The following is a 16620-nucleotide window of genomic DNA, read 5'->3' as shown; positions in this document are numbered from 1 at the left end:
TAGCAGATTTGATAATATTTGGTTGTATGATGATCATTAGTCAAGTTATCACCAATATCATTAACATTGATTATTAGCCAGCACTCAACTAAGTAAATTACTTTAATTAACAATTCAATGATAGCAAGTAACTGGGAAAACTTTCTCAAAAATTTAGGTGAATGGCGTGGTTCATTTACTAAAATTTCTCCTGATGGTGAAATACTAGATTCTACTCCTAGTATTTTAAATTTAGAAGCTTTTGATAATCATCAAGCTGTACTTTTTAGATTACGTCGTTTTGATTCTAGTGATTACGATACTCCTCCTACTCAAGATTATCAACAGGAATATCGTTCTATAGGCAGACATAATATCTTTTTTAGCACAGGAGCTTTTGCTAAAGGAACATTGCAATTAGCACCTTTTACAGAATTTGGAGCCGAATATGGTTTTGTAGATAATGATAGGCGATCGCGTTTAGTACAATTATATGATAAACAAGGCAACTTTATTAGTTTAACTCTAATCAGAGAATTCCGCAGTTCTACAGATGCTTACGAACGTCCACAACTGACTGTAGAACAGTTAATTGGTAATTGGGAAGGCAAGGCTTATACAAGTTATTCAGACATGAGTTCATCTGAAGTATGTTCTACTTCATTAGAAATTCAAGAAATAGGTAATGGATATTTAGAACAAAAATTATCTTTGCCATCTCAAGTAATTACTTCAACAGCAAAAATATCAGGAAATAAACTCATTTTTGAAAAAGAAAGAGAGATTCGACAAATTTTATTATTACCCGATGGAACTTCTAGTAATGTTCCTTTGCAACTGCAACTGAGAAAACCGTTTTTTGTGGAAGCAGGTTGGTTAGTCAGAGAAAATGAACGTCAACGCTTAATTCGTACCTACAACGAAAAAGGTGAATGGGTTAGTTCCACTCATGTAATTGAATATAAAACCAATTAAAGATTTTTATTCTCTCTGTGTCCTCTGTGCCTAATGGGGGTTTCTTTGACTTATTACAAGGTCAAGGTCAAAATGGAGACTTTGTCTATGCCAATTTTGCCAGATCAACAACATTTACTCCTGTCTCTGCGGCTGTTCCCTTTGAGCTTAACTCTACTGTGGGACTAGCAACATTAGGTATTTGCTTTGGTGCTGCTAAATTACGTAGAAAGCATCTTGCTAAAAAACTCGTCGTGAGTTGAGATAATTTTAGATTCTGGGTTTAGCATTGCTAAACCCCTACGTGTCTGGTCAAATCGCAAAAAGTCAACCTAAATTTCTTATTCATCGCTTTAAAATTTATCTGTAATACTCTGTATTTAAATATATTCAAGATGCTAAGATTTCATTGAGGATAATAACAGGTAAACCGGGAACATTACGAAAACCTTGATCGTTAGTTAAAAACTGGCTACAATTAGCAGATAAAGCTGTAGCTGCATGAATATATAAATTGATCCAGAAGCAGGTATAGCAATCCTATGTGATTTATGAACGGAGTTTTTAAAACGAACCGCAGAGACGCAGAGAGCGCAGAGGTAGAGAAAAAGAGGTGTTCATATCTTATTTAGGATTGCTATAGTATTAATTTTCCCATGATTCTCTTTCTTCTTGGAGTTGTTTATCTATATCTTCAGCACTCCTAAATTGTTGTTTACTCCGAATTTGTTCTATTAAATCTAGGACAGAACCTCGTTTTGATTCAGGCTTTTGAGGCAAAATAACAAATACTTCGACGGTATCACCAATTGCAGCGTCTGGAACTTGAATTTCTATCTTTTGTCCTGGTAAAACTTGAGTTGAGATATGTAAAGCTGCTTGCATGATTTATTTAACCTTGTGGAATGTGGTTAATAACAAATGTACTATAATTTCTAATTTTGTATATATATTTTTCATCTTGTTAATCTTTATAATCCTCAGTGACAATTCATCAATTAACATTTAAATGTCTACTGGTATTGCGATAAAAATTACTATTTTTTAATTAATCTTAACTCGGACAGAGATTTCCGGTCATGGGTCATGGGTCATGGGTCATGGGTCATGGGTAAAAAATTCTTCCCAATCACCAATCACCAATCACCAATCACCAATCACCAATCACCAATCACCCCATCACTTATGAACTTGGTTGTTGATCAGGAAACATACATTTATCAGAGTCGCAACCGCTAGGTCCTGCCTCTGTTAATTCTCCCAAATCATAACGACTTAAAGCCCCACAGAAATCATCTGTTTTTCTTCGTGCTTTGACTTCAGCAGACAAACGCTGATATGTACCTTTGTCTATGGGTTCAAAGGGTAAACGAGGGAATGTTTGAATGTCATCAAACCGCGCTAATAAAGCCGCAGAAATGTAACCTTCATCATTTTGAATGGCTTCATAGATGCGTGTTCCCAAAGGTTCAACCTCCTCAGAACGTAATTCTAAAGTTGCTGAAGTGTTATGGGTTGTGTAGAATTTCTGCACCTGCATAACAAAATCTAATTGTGCCAATACAGAGAATTTAGACACATCAATTACATCGGCATCGGGTAAATCTGCCCAAGATACAGCGACGGGTATTTCTACAAGCCATTCTGTACAACGGGGATCAAAAGGATCATTGAGTAAGTTACCGTTTTCATCTTTGTCAGATTGAGAGGGTATGACATTGTAGCCATAATCTATACAAGCCAATGCCACTGGGTCATTTTTACGGAAGGTGATGCGACGAATAAATCTCTGGGCTTTGGGGGGATGCCAACCGGAACTAGCACCTGTTAAAAGGGATTTTGTCCCGCTGGGTTGCACCGTAGTACAACGGTTAGGGCGTTTAATTCCGTGCTTGTCGCAATATTCCCAAACAGCTTTATGGACTATCTCTCTCCATCTGCTGAGATATTTTTGCTCACCACGTTTGAATATCAGTCCTTCCGGGGTTTCAGGTCTACCTTGTTCCCACCAGCGCAACCAGTCCACACCAAAAGCATGAACGAAGAAGTCAAATAAACCAGTAAAGGAAACGCCGACAATGGGATCAAGTTCCCGACTGTATTGATAGCGGGGTTCTTGGAAGTGGTGATTTAACAATGCGGCTACTGACAAAGCACCTGCTGTAAATGCTTCTTCTTGTTCTTTGTAGTTGTCGGGGTCGAGTTGGTTTAAGTGTACCTCAGACAAGTTGCAGTTTCCGGTTAAGGTATTACCAAAAACACCTTTATGATATTCCGGCTCATTAAAGCAGTAAGTATCATGTAATCCTGGTAATTGTTCAACACTTTTTACAACTTGCCATTTACCTTTATATTTGGCATTTGTGCCTTTGCTCACGTCCAAACGCTGACAAGGAATTTCGCCACAGTCAGTTATTTGCAAGTAGTATAAATCTCTACTTCTGATTCCATAGTTAGTGACTGCCCCTTTATGAGCGCAAAGATTGACAGATGAACGAATACCGCATTTAGTTAGTAGTAACTGAACTCGATAAGCTCGATCATAGTCAGAGATATATATTCTGATGCCGTTGCTTTGTGTATTTGAGCCGTCTGTATCTGCTAAACCAGCGATAAAATGCAAAATTGCTGGACGATTCCAACCAGCTATAACATTTAGTGTTTCTGGATTTGTTTTTAGGCTTTTGAGAAATTCTCCAGAAAAACCTAAATCTGTAACATCTGTAAAAGTTGGTAAGTAATCGTAATCTCGGATAGGAGATTTATTTCCTGAGAGATTTAAAGCAGCTTTCTTTTCATAAAGCCTAACTTTGGCATGATCTTTTTGATCTGTTGTTCCATCTCCTACAGCTACTCCTAAAGTGTAGGCATAGTTGAGATCAACATTTAATCCATCTTCGTACTGAATTGTAAAGGGTTCTGTGTGGATAGCATAATAACTGGTATCCATCAAGTCTTTTGTTTCAACTTCTTTGTAATTCTTGCCAAATCTATCTTTAACAAAGAAGCGGTGATACTCAGTTGCATCTACATAAGAACCATCTCCAAAGCGCACGCGATAGAGAACGCGAGAACTACCAGTTTTAAATGGTTGAACTTGACTCCAGTTTTTACCGTTCCAAATTTCAACTTCAGAATCGACAATATCCTGAATTTTGTGCATTCCATCTTTAGTGATGAGTAAGGTATCACCACTTACGCAGTGAAAATCTGCACCTATGATTTCTCCACAATTGTGAGTAATACAACCATTAGCAATGAAGGAATGAGTCAGAGGAACATGAAGATCATAAACAGGTTCTTCTCCAAACTCTTCAACAGTATTAACCTGAGTAGTAAAGCAGGAATTAATTGTTGCTGATGTGTAACTTGGCAAAGGTTTAGCATCCCATTCTGCTAGTCTTTGTTCTTTGGCTGGTGACAGTGGAAAACCTATTAACTGATGAAATAGCTTGTAACCAAAGGAATGGATACAAAGAGCATAAGAGCCATTATCAGCACTAATTTTTTGAGTACCATCAGCAGTGGTGTAAACAACTCCTCTGTAACCTGGTTTTTTTGCACAACGCACTGTGCTTAAAATTCCTAATTGCAAAAGAATTAATTGAATTTGTTGCAATAGGGCTTTTGACTTGTTAACCAATTTAATGCGACGACAGCTTTTTTCAACAGTACCATCTGCACTAAAAATTCCTTGGACAAATCCAATTAATACGTCTTGAGATTGGGTAAGAAATTTAAATGGGAGTATGTCTTTATTTTCAATTTCTAAGTTTCCAAAAAACTCCTCTAATAAAGGTGATTGAGTTCTAAACTCATATACTCCTTTGTGGAGGTTTCTGACATATTCTACGCCAGTAATAGATTTGATTGCTCCACCGACTACTGGGTAAGCATAATCATATTCTTGTGGATTGAAAACAAAGCCTTTAGCAAAGTGAGATTCTTTTCTACCATGTTTTTGTGGTTTGATGATGACATTATAACCGTCTCCATACCACCACCCCAGCATTTGCGCTTGTTCAACGGTGATTGTACCCTCACCAAAAGATCCTGCACCTTTTTGGATATAGATATGATGCTCAGATGTTAAATCTTTTGTTGCTACCCATCCGTGATTGGTAAAATGTTGATGGTCAGCAGTACATCTCATTTGCTGGCCATTTGCTAGGGTAATTATATAAGTTGTTTGTACTCCTGTGGGAAAGGCGATCGCATCAGTTAATTTGACTCCATCTAATCCTACAGAACGCAAGTCAACTAAAGCTTGAAATGGTTTACCAACTAAATCTTTAATAGGTACTAATCCCTGATTAGTAGATACTAAGGTATCACCTGCATGACAAGGATTTAAACCATATCTACCCAAACGATGTTCTAATTCTTGAGCATCAATTTCTGGGTGATGTTCTTGTATCCATTCTTTGGCTTTTCCTTGCTCGTAAGCTTGCAGAAACTCAGTCTTCAGTTCTGGTGTAGTTAGTAAATCAATGTTCGCTCTAGCGACAGCTTCACCTGCCCATTGAATTGCACCTTCACCGCTATAATATTGCTTTTGAACGGCTGCAATGGATTCTTCTAAGGTTGGTTTGCGGTGAAATACCCTTGTATGGTTGGCCATTCGCAAAGAATCACGTTCTGGATCTATACGCCAGTTGCCTTCAGCGTCTTGTTGCCATAGGTTATCTTTTGCTATTGCTCCTTGTTGATCTTCTGCAACGAATTGACGCATACCCGCTGAATTATGCGTCAGATAACCGTCGCAGTAAAAACAATGGGCTTCTTCCACTTCAATGTCATAAGTTTGAACATGATCGTAACTGCCTAAACCTTTGACTGTGACAGGAATATCTAGTGAGATATCAGCTTCAGCGATATAGCGTTCATAATTGGCATCAACGGTGCGAGAACCTTGGAAGCCCATTTCTCGCATTTCGCTGTAGGTATAAGCCTCGCGCATAATTGCACCAGGAACAGTAAAACCATACATTTTGAGTCCCTGACGCAGTTCTCCCTTCACTGAATGGGGCGCAATTAGGGCGTTATAAGACTGTTTAAGGGCTGGTATTGTCAGGCTGTACTTAACTTGCCATTCCTGCTTTTCAGGACGGGTAGTAGTTGTTCTAGCAGCAATGCCTAAGCTAGATAAAACAGCACCAACTTGTCTAATAAACGAGCGATAAACTGATGTAACTAGATAGGGAGGCCGATTATTTACTGCTCCATCACTGTCCATTAATCCAGCTAAGTAAGCAGCCCTAATATCTACTGAACCTTGCAAAATAAAACTAGGAATTACCAAGGGAACATTAGGCTGTTTAATGTAGCTATGGAAGTATTCAGCCAGTCGGATGGAAGAACAAATTGACTTGGCAGTATTTTCACCTTTGGTAATGCTGTGAGTAGCAGTTAATCCAAATAAAGCTAAAGCAGAATCTATTTTGGCTTGAATTCTTGCTGTTTGGTCAATCTGTAAGCTATTCATTGACCATTCAACACGGCCATAGGGCTTATCATGCTTATTACGACCAAGGGCAACATAGCCATCACCGTGAGTCAATCCAATTAGCCAAGCTACTTCAGATGTGAGTTCAGGAACAATCAAATCCTTGCTTGTTCGGCTTTGGGAAGGCCTAGATTCTGTAAAGTCAGAAGGAAGATGGGTAACTGTACCAGGTAAAATTTGTGTGTTATGAAGCAGGCGATCGCCTTCCCCTAGACTTGCAACTGATTTCCAGTTAATTTCACCTTTAGCATCTAATAAAACTGCTTGTCTGTGGTTTAAAGTTGCTCTAGGGTAAGTTGCATTAGTTTCAATTTCGTAGACATCCTGAAATCCTTGGTCGAATTTATCAACTACTCGACGAAATCCTAAAGGAGTTTGTACTAAATCACCCACTTGCACATCACGAATAGGTACAAGGCCTTTGGAGGTATGCACTAGGGCATCTTCAGGAAGACAGCGACGAATATTGCCAGCAACAATTGTTACAGCCGCTTCATCAATTAACAAACAGCATTCAACTGAATTTAATTGTCTACCTAAAGCCTTATTGAGAATAGAGGCACAACGCTGATACAATCCCGGTAATTTTACAGGGTTAGCCATACCGCCAAAGCCTTTGAGGGTTTCCCCAGATTGGCGCACGTCGCTAATATCAACAATGACTTCCACATCACCTGTAAAGCGTTCATCGCTGGAAAGTTCTAAAAGGGTTTGATAGGATTTTACCCAACCTTCCCGACTGTCTCCAACGTGGATAGTCGCGGTGTTAGCTTCTATATCGGTTTGTGTAAATTCACGACGCTGTTCTTTAGGAGTGCTGCCAATTTCACCTGTGATGGTGATATTTAGGCGATTACGGATAGATGGCAGTTGATTAATATACTGTGGTTCGATGATAGCACCTGTACCACAGCCCATCATGGCCAAGTCCATCATTAAACCGAAGGCTTTCCAGTCTACCAAGTTGGTAGAGGTGCAGTTATAAGCGCCGGAGAAGTTTTTGGGTTTGGTTAACCAGTCTGTGCCACCAACCCACATCCAGCGACCACTGGGTAGGGATTTCATGTTGCGCTGCATTTTGTCTAAAAGGGCAGCTTCTTCGGGGGTGAGTTTGCCTAATTCAACTAAGCCTTTAAGAGTGCGATCGCACACCTGATCATAACTTTCCCTTAAACCTGCCTCTGTACGGCGGCTGTAGGTTCTAAAAAATACAGGATTGGCTGCTGGAGCAGATTCTGGAAACGTTGCACCCTGACGTTTGCGCTCAAGTTCTCGAACCATAATTAGGTCTTGTTGCTGACTAACAAATTAAGACTATAACGCCAAGTAGTTAGAGGATGGAAGATTGATAATTTTGCCACTTTGCGCTATATCTAATTCTGTGTAAATTTTAACTTTTTTAGTTTCAGTATAAAACCCTGACTGTGCGCCAGGGTTGTAAATTCTCAACGTTTTATCTATCATTTTTATCAAAAAAGCTTATTTAAAAAGGAAACCTCCCTGACAATAAATTAAATTCCAAGGTATACAATCAAAAGTTTCAGGCAATACATTAAGAGATGAAATGCAGTTTCTTATCTTTGTATTCAATGTCACCAGAACATACCAATTTAGAAACATTGTCAGAACTGAAGAAAATTTTTCTGGCAAGTTTTTGAGTTAATCTAGTTTTTTCCCCATTCAAAGAGAATTTTTTTATGAACGGACCATTGCATGAACAACCTCGTAACCAAAGGGCCCCAGTAATTCGCACAAGTAATGAATTTGTGCTGCTGGAATGGCTCAAGGCTACTGGTCGTTTAATCGCTCGTGAACCTTTAGAGTCTGACCTTCTCAAGGAAGTAGAAGAAATTTCCGAGATTATAGACCTCGATGATATCACTTATGATAATGATGATGATGACTCAGATTTAGATTTAGAAGAGTAAGATTTAGAAGGCAAAAGGCACTAGACAGATTGTAATTTTTAACTGTCTGGTGATTTCTGCCTTATATAGCATTTTGCAGCAAAGCACGGGAAGCAGAAGTAGAGAATTTTTCTGACGCACCCTACAATAGATATTTCGTGAAACTTACGTAAGTTATAAATATGTTGGGTTTCCTAACGTCAACCCAACCTACGAAAACTCTTAAGCAAACAGTATTGAATCCTATTCTTGTAGCAATTCTATCTGAGCAATAAGTAAATTTGAGGTTCGCCAGAAAGTTTCTAAAACTATTATCCTGATAGGCTAAGGTGGTGTAAAAACGCTGTTAAATCTCTTGACGCTACTGGATGTAACTAATCCTTAATTAATTCCTCCAAAGCCATCTGTAAATCCTTTGTTAAATCATTCACACCCTTTCTAGAAGCCTGTTTATTTCCCTGAGAAATCTGCCATCTTTCTGTTACAGAAATCGGTTTACCAATAATAATCGTTGATTGTTTTAAACCTAAACGCGGCCTTCCTGGTAAAGTCGAATCTTTAATTCTAGACAACATATCAAACATTAATAAAGTCGTTTCTGCAAATCTATCAGCCGTGGGTTTTTCTTGAATATAATTAGCTGTTACTGCTACAAAACTTTCTGCTATTCGGATATGTTGCATTTTCAAATCTGCTTCTTCTGCCACCCAGTCAGCTAGACCCCGTTTCAAAGGTGGTAAACTGTTGATATCAGCTATATCATCCCGATAAATATAATTCCAACCCGCTTCTTCTAAACGCCGACATCTATCAATAAAATTACCTTGGGGTTGAACATTAAAATATTGTTCTGTAATTTGTAACGCCGTATCCATCAACCGATGTAATCTAGTAATTAATATCTCATTAGGTTTAGCTGTATCCTCAGAAGTAATTGCTGGAGTTATTTCTGGTAAGTCTCGATGATGGAAACGACGATAAAATTCTTCCATTTCCGTAATTAAATATGCAGCTAAATGCAAAATTCGCTGATATAAAATCTCTTCCTGTTTCTTACCTGTTTGACTAATTTCCGCAACTCCTAAACCGCTATCAGCTTCTAATTTAGATAACAGCCAATCTATTTTTTGCCAAGGTGGGTTAACATAACTATATTTAATAGCAATCGGGATAATAAAAACAGTTTCTTCACGGTTGGCTTTGTGTAAATCTTCCACACACCAAAAACCCAACTGTGCTACACCTGGTTCTAAAGGACTGACAACACCACTATGACCATTTGTACCACCTTCAGGAGCGATCGCGATCGGCATTTTTGCATTTGCAAATAAATTCCGTGCCATTTGAATTGCATTTCTATCAACCTTTCTCCCCCGACGCACAGGTACACCCCCAGCACGAGAAAATAACCATCCTAACCATTTTCCTGCCCATAATGTCATCCCTCTTTCATACATAAAATGACTATGCACTGGGTATTGTAAAGAAATGCCTTTTTCCCTTGCTACCTGGGGAACAATACGAGAAAGTAAATATAGCATCGAAAGTGGATCTTCCACTTCTGGATGACGAAAAGCGATTAAAAAACGAATTTTACCCGCTTGAAATTCATGATATAATTTAGCTAATACTTCCGCATTTTTAGCTTCTATTTTCACAATACCCGCAGGTAGCCAAGGTCTAGTTCTTACCCGCATAACAAAAGGGAGAAACCAAGACATAAGCTTGAGTACCCAAGGTTGAAAATTTGGGGGAATAAATTTTAAAGGTGGTTGAGTAGAATGAATAGACTTAGGCAATTTTTTGCTCCTATGTTCATGGAAATAAAAAACGATAGCTGCGCTTGCTAAAGGCATCGCACTTATACTAATTTTATGTGAATATTATGCAAAAATATGTAAAACTACAAAAAATAAAACTCCTGAAATTATCTGCGTTTATCTGCGTTTATCTGCGTTCTCTAAAACCTCAAAAATATGAACATAACCCCAGATCAAAAACAGTTCGCACCAGCAACACAACGCAACCGCGAAGCTATTTTAGAGGTACTTTTACAAGTATTACCCATAAATGGTACTATCTTAGAAATAGCCAGTGGCACAGGAGAACACGCGGTATTTTTTGCACCTCATCTAGCACCGCGAAAATGGCTACCTTCTGACCCAAACCCTTTATTAAGAGAAAGTATCACGGCTTGGACAGCAGAATTTAAAAGTGATTATCTTTACCCACCTTTAGATTTAGATGCTCAGTTACCAGTTTGGCCAGTGGAGAAAGACAAATTAACAGACTCACCAATTATTGCTATTGTTAACATTAACATGATTCATATTTCCCCTTGGTCAGCCTGTCTAGGACTGATGGCTGGGGCTGGACGGATTCTTCCCCCTGGTGGTATTCTTTATTTATATGGTCCCTATAAACAAAACGGCGAACATACCGCACCTAGTAACTTAGCTTTTGATGAGTCGTTACAATTACAAAACCCAGAGTGGGGAGTGCGTAATTTAGAAGATGTGATCACAGCAGCAAAAGCTGAAAATCTGACTCTGCTAAAAACCTACCAAATGCCAGCAAATAACCTATCAGTTGTATTTAAGCACAATTAGAATAAATAAATGGAGGTTAGCGGACTCGAACCGCTGACATCCTGCTTGCAAAGCAGGCGCTCTACCAACTGAGCTAAACCCCCATTTTTAGGTCAAAATCAAAAATATATTACTCTCTTATTGTTTTTTTGTAAACAGATGAACCAAGAAAATATTGTAGTTGTAGCTGCGCTGTATAAATTTGTCAGCTTACCCGATTATATAGAACTGCAAGCAACGTTGTTATCATTTTGTCAGGAACAAGGTATTAAGGGAACGATTTTACTAGCAAAAGAAGGCGTTAACGGGACTATTGCGGGTTCTCGTTCAGCGATTGATGCGGTTTTAGAGTTTCTGCGTAGTGATGCGCGGTTAGCAGACTTAGAGCATAAAGAATCTTACACAGAAACACCGCCTTTTGAAAAGATGAAAGTGCGGTTAAAACGAGAAATTGTCACATTGGGAATACCGGAAGTTGACCCAAATGAACAGGTGGGAAATTACGTTACACCAAAAGAATGGAATGATTTGATTTCCGATCCAGAGGTGACAGTAATTGATACCCGCAATGATTATGAAGTAAGTATTGGTACTTTCCAAAGAGCAGAAAATCCCCAAACACAGATTTTCCGAGAATTTCCTGAATACATTAGTAAAAATCTAGACCCGAATAAACACAAAAAAGTTGCTTTATTTTGTACTGGTGGGATTAGATGCGAAAAAGCTTCATCTTATATGTTGGCTCAAGGCTTTGAGGAAGTTTATCATCTCAAAGGCGGTATTCTTAAATATTTAGAGGAAGTTCCCAAAGAAGAAAGTTTGTGGGAAGGGGAATGTTTTGTTTTTGATGAACGGGTTGCGGTGCGTCACGGTTTGGAAGCAGGAAGTTATGAGTTATGTTTCGGTTGTGGTCATCCCATTTCCGACGCTAATAAATCTTCTCCTGGGTATGAAGAAGGTATTTCTTGTCCTCACTGTGTTGATAGTTTGACGGAGGAGAAAAGGGTGCGACAACAGGAGAAATGGAAACAGTACAAGTTACAGATTACAGATGACAGATGACAGGTGCAGGGAAAAACAGAAACTCTTATTTCTCTGCGTCCTCTGCGTCTCTGCGGTTTGTTACTCATAAGTTTTTCAAATCTCCATTTCTCCAAAATTGTACAACTACCTTTTTTTCTCAATAACTAGCCCCTATTCTCAAGATTATTGAGAACATTATCAATAATTCTACGAAAATAGGTTTTTTCAGCCATTGATATTGACATACTAATTTTTTGTGGTATGATTTAGGTATAATCCAAGGGATTTTTATATTTAAATTAAGTTATTCCTGGATGTAAGTATTTCATCAGATAATGTAATTTTTGTCCCGTTCACTTCAATTTTTCCCTCTTGACTTAATTTATAAAAAGCACGAGAAAGGGTTTCGGGAACAGTACCTAATAAAGCAGCTAATTGAGTTTTGGGTAAATCTAATTTTATTACATTAATATTATCATGGCGCTGACTTAACTTTAACAAATAATTGGTCAATCTTTCTGGTACTTCCTGAAAAGAAAGACTATCAACCAAGTGGGTTAAATGTCGCAGATGTCGCGCAAAAGTTCCCAGCATGGCGATCGCTAAAGTGGGATGTTGTTGTAAAACCATGAAAAATGTAGTTCTGGGGATAAATAGAACTTCAGAATTTTCTATTGCTGCTGCGGATGCGGGAAACTTCCCACCATCAAAAGCGGGAACTTCTGCAAAATATTCTGATGTTTCAAAGATATGTAAAATCTGTTCTTTACCGTTATTTGCAACTTTAAAGACTTTTATTCTCCCAGATTTAACAATAAAAAATCCCGTTGCTTCGTCTCCTTCCCAAAATAAGGTTTCAGTTTTTTTGTAAGTTTGGTAAATAGCAATATTAGCGACTACTTGTAGTTGTTCATCGATGATGTTTTGAAAGATTGGTGTTTTTTGGAGGAAGTTTTTAACTTCTAGGACTTTTTCGGTGAGAGTCATAAATAAGAGTGTATTTATTTATAGTCATACTATTTGATTTATGAACTATTATTCTTATTCCCAGTTTTCATCTATATAAGATTGGCTACTATGACGAATATGAATAATAGCAACAACATATTCTTCAACGACAAATAAAACTCGATATTTTCTTTGTTTTCCAATCCAGAGTTGCCGAACTTCAGAACCTATTGCTTTGGTTTCTGGTGCTATACTGCAACGCTTAGGAAATTTCTTTAATGATTCTATAGCATCTTCTAATTGATAATACCAATTATTTGCTATCTCAGGACTTGTATTATCGCACATCCAACGATAGGCTGTTTCGATTTCTTGAAAAGCAGTAGGTTGAATAATAACTTCGTAATTCATGGGTGTGGAGGAATGTTAAACTTGTTTTTCAAGGTGGACAAGGCTTCCTCTGCTGGTATTCCTTCCCCTTGCTTAAATTCATCTAATCCTTTACGGATACCTACTATTGCTTCTAAATAATCAATTCTTTCTAATAGTTCCTGGTATGTAGCTAGGGATGCTTGTGGTTTTGTTTTGAGCGATCGCAAAAAACTTAAAAGATCCTCTAGTAGTTCCTGGGGAGTATTATCAATTTCTTGTAAGAGTAATTCTTTGATAGTCATTATAGTTCATTGTTAAGGCTGATACTTTGATTATATCTAGATCCCCGACTTCTAAGATCAATTTATCGTTTATAGACACAATAAATAAAAGAAGTCGGGGATCTTATCGCCTTACCTTCAGTTTCGTTTTCAGCTTCTTGCTTTTTCCTAAATTCTCCCTAACTGTTAATGACTGTGTACTATAAAAAACTTTACCAAACTTTACCAAGACACTTGACTTAAATCAAGGATTTCCCCTATTGAAATGAATAAGCTGTAAGCATAGAGATGAGAGGAAAGACCTATGTTCTGTAACCAGTGTGAACAAACTACCCGTGGAGATGTCTGTCATCAGTGGGGTGCGTGTGGTAAAAGTCCTGAAGTTGCTGCTTTACAAGATTTATTAGTACATTGTTTACGCGGACTTTCGCAAGTGACATTAAAAGCAAAATCTTTAGGTATTATAACTCGTGACACTGATGAGTTTACTTGTGAGATGCTTTTTTCCACATTAACAAATGTGAATTTTACCACCTCTGATTTTATGGCTTTTGTGAATTGTGCGATCGCACTTCGCGAAAGTCTGAAGTTAAAAATTCAAGCTTTGGGTAATAAAGTTGTAGAATCAGCAATTAATACTTTTCAACCTGCTAGTAGTTTAACAGACCAAATTCAACAAGGTCAAGATTTAGAATTTGAATTTATCAGTCACTCCGCTGCAAATGTTGATATTTTCTCCCTCAAGCTTACAGTATTATATGGTTTAAAAGGTTTAGCTGCTTATGCTTTTCATGCCTTAGAACTAAATCAGCATGATGAAGGTTTATATACATTTTGCCATGAAGTTTTAGCTAATTTAGATGACCAAAATAAAACTTTACAAGACTGGTTAAATTTAGCCTGAAAAGTTGGGGAAATGAACCTCAAAGCCATGCAGCTTTTAGATGCAGGAAATACAGAAACCTTTGGACATCCCACACCCACATCCTTAATTTTAGGACATACAACTGGTAAAGCAATTCTCGTTTCTGGACATGATTTATTGGCTTTAAAAGCTATCTTAGAAAAAACCGCAGGAACAGATATCAAAGTTTACACTCACGGGGAATTATTACCAGCCCATGGTTATCCGAAATTAAAACAACAATATCCCCCTATCATCTCCAACTCATTACCACACCAGAACAAGACTTAGCGGCTTGTCTTGGTTGAACCTTGAGAAAATTAACAATCAGATCCCCGACTTCTTTTTCAACCTTGTCAAAAAAATGATAAATTAATCATAGAAGTCGGGGATCTCAATCACCAATTATTCAACATCCTTAATATTGGTTTTTCGTTCTAAAATTTCCTTCAAAACCAAAGTAACAACGGCTAACATTGCCAACAAAACCGCCGCAGAAAAAGCCGCTTCCGTCTCATATTGTTTATAGACATCTTCCACAAACAACGGTAAACTTTGGGTTTTACTAATAATATTCCCAGACACCACAGAAACCGCCCCAAATTCACCCATAGCCCTAGCATTTGTTAAAATCAAACCATAGAGTAAACCCCAACGAATACTCGGTAAAGTCACACGCCAAAAAGTTTGCCAGTCATTCGCACCTAAAGTTCTCGCTGCTTCTTCCTGATCTTTCCCAAACTCTTCCAAAACCGGAATAACTTCCCTAGCAACAAAAGGCATACTCACAAAAGAAGTAGCTAAAACCATTCCTGGAAAACCAAAAATAATCTGAATATCAGCAGCTTGTAAAAAACCACCAAACCATCCCTGTCTACCATAGAGTAACACCAGCATTAAACCAGCAACCACAGGAGAAATAGAAAAAGGCAAATCAATAATACTGATCACTATAGCCCGTCCTGGGAATTTATGACGAGTGATTGCCCAAGCCGCACATAAACCAAATACAGTATTTACAGGTAATGCAATTAAAGCTAACAATAAAGTTAACCAAGCTGCATGGAGAAATTGAGGCGTAGACAGGTTAGCAAAAAAAGGAATAATGCCTTGTTTAAAAGCTTGAAAAAATACATTGATAGCTGGAATATACTGCACCAAAGCTAAATAAGAAATGGCAATTCCTATTAAAAGTCCTGGAACCCAACTTTGCTTTTTCTGATGATTTTTTTTTGTTTTATTATCTGTTGTCATATCTTCTAGCCCAAGCTTGTAAGAAATTAATTGCTAATAACAAAATCAAAGAAATAACTAATAAAACCACACCAATTACAGTCGCACCAGCATAGTCATATTGTTCTAATCTCTGGAAAATTAGCACAGGTGCAATTAAATCTTGAAAAGGTGTATTAGAAGCGATAATTACAATTGAACCATACTCCCCCACCGCACGGGAAAAACCTAAAGCCACACCTGTTAAAATGGTGGGAAATAAAGGCGGTAAAATCACTTTCCAGAAAGTCTGCCATTGAGAAGCACCCAAACTCCAAGCAGCTTCTTCTACCTCATGTTCCATTTCTTGCAGCACTGGTTGAACAGTTCTAATTACAAAAGGTAGAGAAATAAATATCATTGCCGTCCATACACCCATGCGAGTAAAAGATATTTTAATTCCCAAAGGTGCAAGAAAAGAACCTATCCAACCATTGTCACTATAAACCGTCGCCAATGTTAACCCAGCAACCGCAGTTGGTAAAGCAAAAGGTAAGTCTACAGTTGCATCAAATATCTTTTTTAAAGGAAAGTCATAACGTACCAAAACCCAAGCTATTAAAGTTCCAAAAATACCATTTAGTAAAGCTGCTAATATTGCCGTGAAAAAGGTAACATTATAAGTTGCTAATGCTAAAGGACTAGCTGCAATTGCCCAAAACTTATCACTTGGTAATGTACTTGCTTTCAAGAACAAAGCCGCTATTGGCATAAATAACATAAAAGTTAAGTATGCTAAAGTAATTCTCCAAGTCCAAGGTAGTCGAATTATATTATCTATAAACATCTTCCACATCGGAAGTTTACGTTTAGTTTCCACAGCAGTAGATACATTCATAATTAATTCAAAATTCAAAACCTAAACAACTAACTAATGACTAATGAC

13 protein-coding genes, 1 tRNA gene and 1 pseudogene are annotated in these 16620 nt (G+C 37.8%); 6 read left to right on the top strand and 9 right to left on the bottom strand.

Going from position 1 to position 16620, the window contains the following annotated elements; genetic code table 11:
- The first annotated feature begins 117 nt into the window (after positions 1-117).
- Both VB694_RS04780 and VB694_RS04775 read left to right on the top strand, forming a co-directional pair.
- Positions 118-954, top strand: coding sequence for a DUF3598 family protein (locus VB694_RS04780; protein WP_323359165.1), 837 nt, complete (start codon positions 118-120; stop codon positions 952-954).
- Positions 955-971: 17 nt separating this feature from the next.
- A complete protein-coding gene (locus tag VB694_RS04775) occupies positions 972-1196 on the top strand; it encodes a hypothetical protein (protein ID WP_323359164.1) in 225 nt (74 codons plus the stop codon).
- Positions 1197-1578: 382 nt separating this feature from the next.
- On the opposite strand, the gene VB694_RS04770 is transcribed toward VB694_RS04775, so the two are convergent.
- Both VB694_RS04770 and nrdJ read right to left on the bottom strand, forming a co-directional pair.
- Complete coding sequence (locus VB694_RS04770; protein WP_323359163.1) at positions 1579-1818, bottom strand: hypothetical protein; 240 nt, start codon at positions 1816-1818, stop codon at positions 1579-1581.
- Positions 1819-2116: 298 nt separating this feature from the next.
- Positions 2117-7720, bottom strand: a complete 5604-nt coding sequence (nrdJ, locus tag VB694_RS04765) for a ribonucleoside-triphosphate reductase, adenosylcobalamin-dependent (RefSeq protein WP_323359162.1) — start codon at positions 7718-7720, stop codon at positions 2117-2119.
- 416 nt (positions 7721-8136) lie between these two features.
- Here nrdJ and VB694_RS04760 point away from each other — a divergent pair, with 416 nt between their 5' ends.
- Positions 8137-8367 (top strand): DUF3134 domain-containing protein, encoded by a 231-nt coding sequence (locus VB694_RS04760; RefSeq protein ID WP_323359161.1) that lies wholly within the window; start codon positions 8137-8139, stop codon positions 8365-8367.
- Positions 8368-8720: 353 nt separating this feature from the next.
- Here the strand turns inward: VB694_RS04760 and VB694_RS04755 are convergent, their stop codons facing one another.
- Positions 8721-10145 carry a lysophospholipid acyltransferase family protein gene (locus VB694_RS04755; RefSeq protein ID WP_323359201.1) on the bottom strand — a complete coding sequence of 475 codons (1425 nt, stop codon included), beginning with the start codon at positions 10143-10145 and terminating at the stop codon, positions 8721-8723.
- Between the two features lie 177 nt (positions 10146-10322).
- On the opposite strand from VB694_RS04755, the gene VB694_RS04750 reads away from it, so the two are divergent.
- Positions 10323-10955 (top strand): class I SAM-dependent methyltransferase, encoded by a 633-nt coding sequence (locus VB694_RS04750; RefSeq protein ID WP_323359160.1) that lies wholly within the window; start codon positions 10323-10325, stop codon positions 10953-10955.
- A gap of 10 nt (positions 10956-10965) precedes the next feature.
- Here the strand turns inward: VB694_RS04750 and VB694_RS04745 are convergent.
- Positions 10966-11038 (bottom strand) — tRNA-Ala (locus VB694_RS04745).
- Positions 11039-11093: 55 nt separating this feature from the next.
- Here VB694_RS04745 and VB694_RS04740 point away from each other — a divergent pair.
- A complete protein-coding gene (locus VB694_RS04740; protein WP_323359159.1) occupies positions 11094-11996 on the top strand; it encodes a rhodanese-related sulfurtransferase in 903 nt (300 codons plus the stop codon).
- A 255-nt stretch (positions 11997-12251) separates the two neighbouring features.
- Here the strand turns inward: VB694_RS04740 and VB694_RS04735 are convergent, their stop codons facing one another.
- Genes VB694_RS04735 through VB694_RS04725 form a run of 3 tightly spaced genes read right to left on the bottom strand, consistent with a single transcriptional unit; the run spans position 12252 to position 13579 of the window.
- Positions 12252-12944, bottom strand: coding sequence for a Crp/Fnr family transcriptional regulator (locus VB694_RS04735; protein WP_323359158.1), 693 nt, complete (start codon positions 12942-12944; stop codon positions 12252-12254).
- Positions 12945-12998: 54 nt separating this feature from the next.
- On the bottom strand, positions 12999-13316 hold the full coding sequence (locus VB694_RS04730) for a type II toxin-antitoxin system RelE/ParE family toxin (protein ID WP_323359157.1): 318 nt from the start codon (positions 13314-13316) through the stop codon (positions 12999-13001).
- On the bottom strand, positions 13313-13579 hold the full coding sequence (locus VB694_RS04725) for a prevent-host-death family protein (protein ID WP_323359156.1): 267 nt from the start codon (positions 13577-13579) through the stop codon (positions 13313-13315). The genes VB694_RS04730 and VB694_RS04725 overlap by 4 nt, the downstream gene beginning before the upstream one ends.
- Before the next feature lie 283 nt (positions 13580-13862).
- Between VB694_RS04725 and VB694_RS04720 the strand changes: the two are divergent.
- A pseudogene (locus tag VB694_RS04720) lies at positions 13863-14753 on the top strand (hypothetical protein).
- Positions 14754-14867: 114 nt separating this feature from the next.
- Here VB694_RS04720 and cysW read toward each other — a convergent pair.
- Complete coding sequence (gene cysW, locus VB694_RS04715) at positions 14868-15716, bottom strand: sulfate ABC transporter permease subunit CysW (protein WP_323359155.1); 849 nt, start codon at positions 15714-15716, stop codon at positions 14868-14870.
- Positions 15703-16572, bottom strand: a complete 870-nt coding sequence (gene cysT / locus VB694_RS04710) for a sulfate ABC transporter permease subunit CysT (protein ID WP_323359154.1) — start codon at positions 16570-16572, stop codon at positions 15703-15705. The genes cysW and cysT overlap by 14 nt, the downstream gene beginning before the upstream one ends.
- Between the last annotated feature and the right edge of the window lie 48 nt (positions 16573-16620).

The organism is Anabaena sp. UHCC 0451, assembly GCF_034931405.1.
Taxonomy (GTDB): Bacteria; Cyanobacteriota; Cyanobacteriia; order Cyanobacteriales; family Nostocaceae; genus RDYJ01.
Note: the sequence above shows the minus strand (reverse complement) of the source record. Positions and strands in the feature narration are given on the sequence as shown.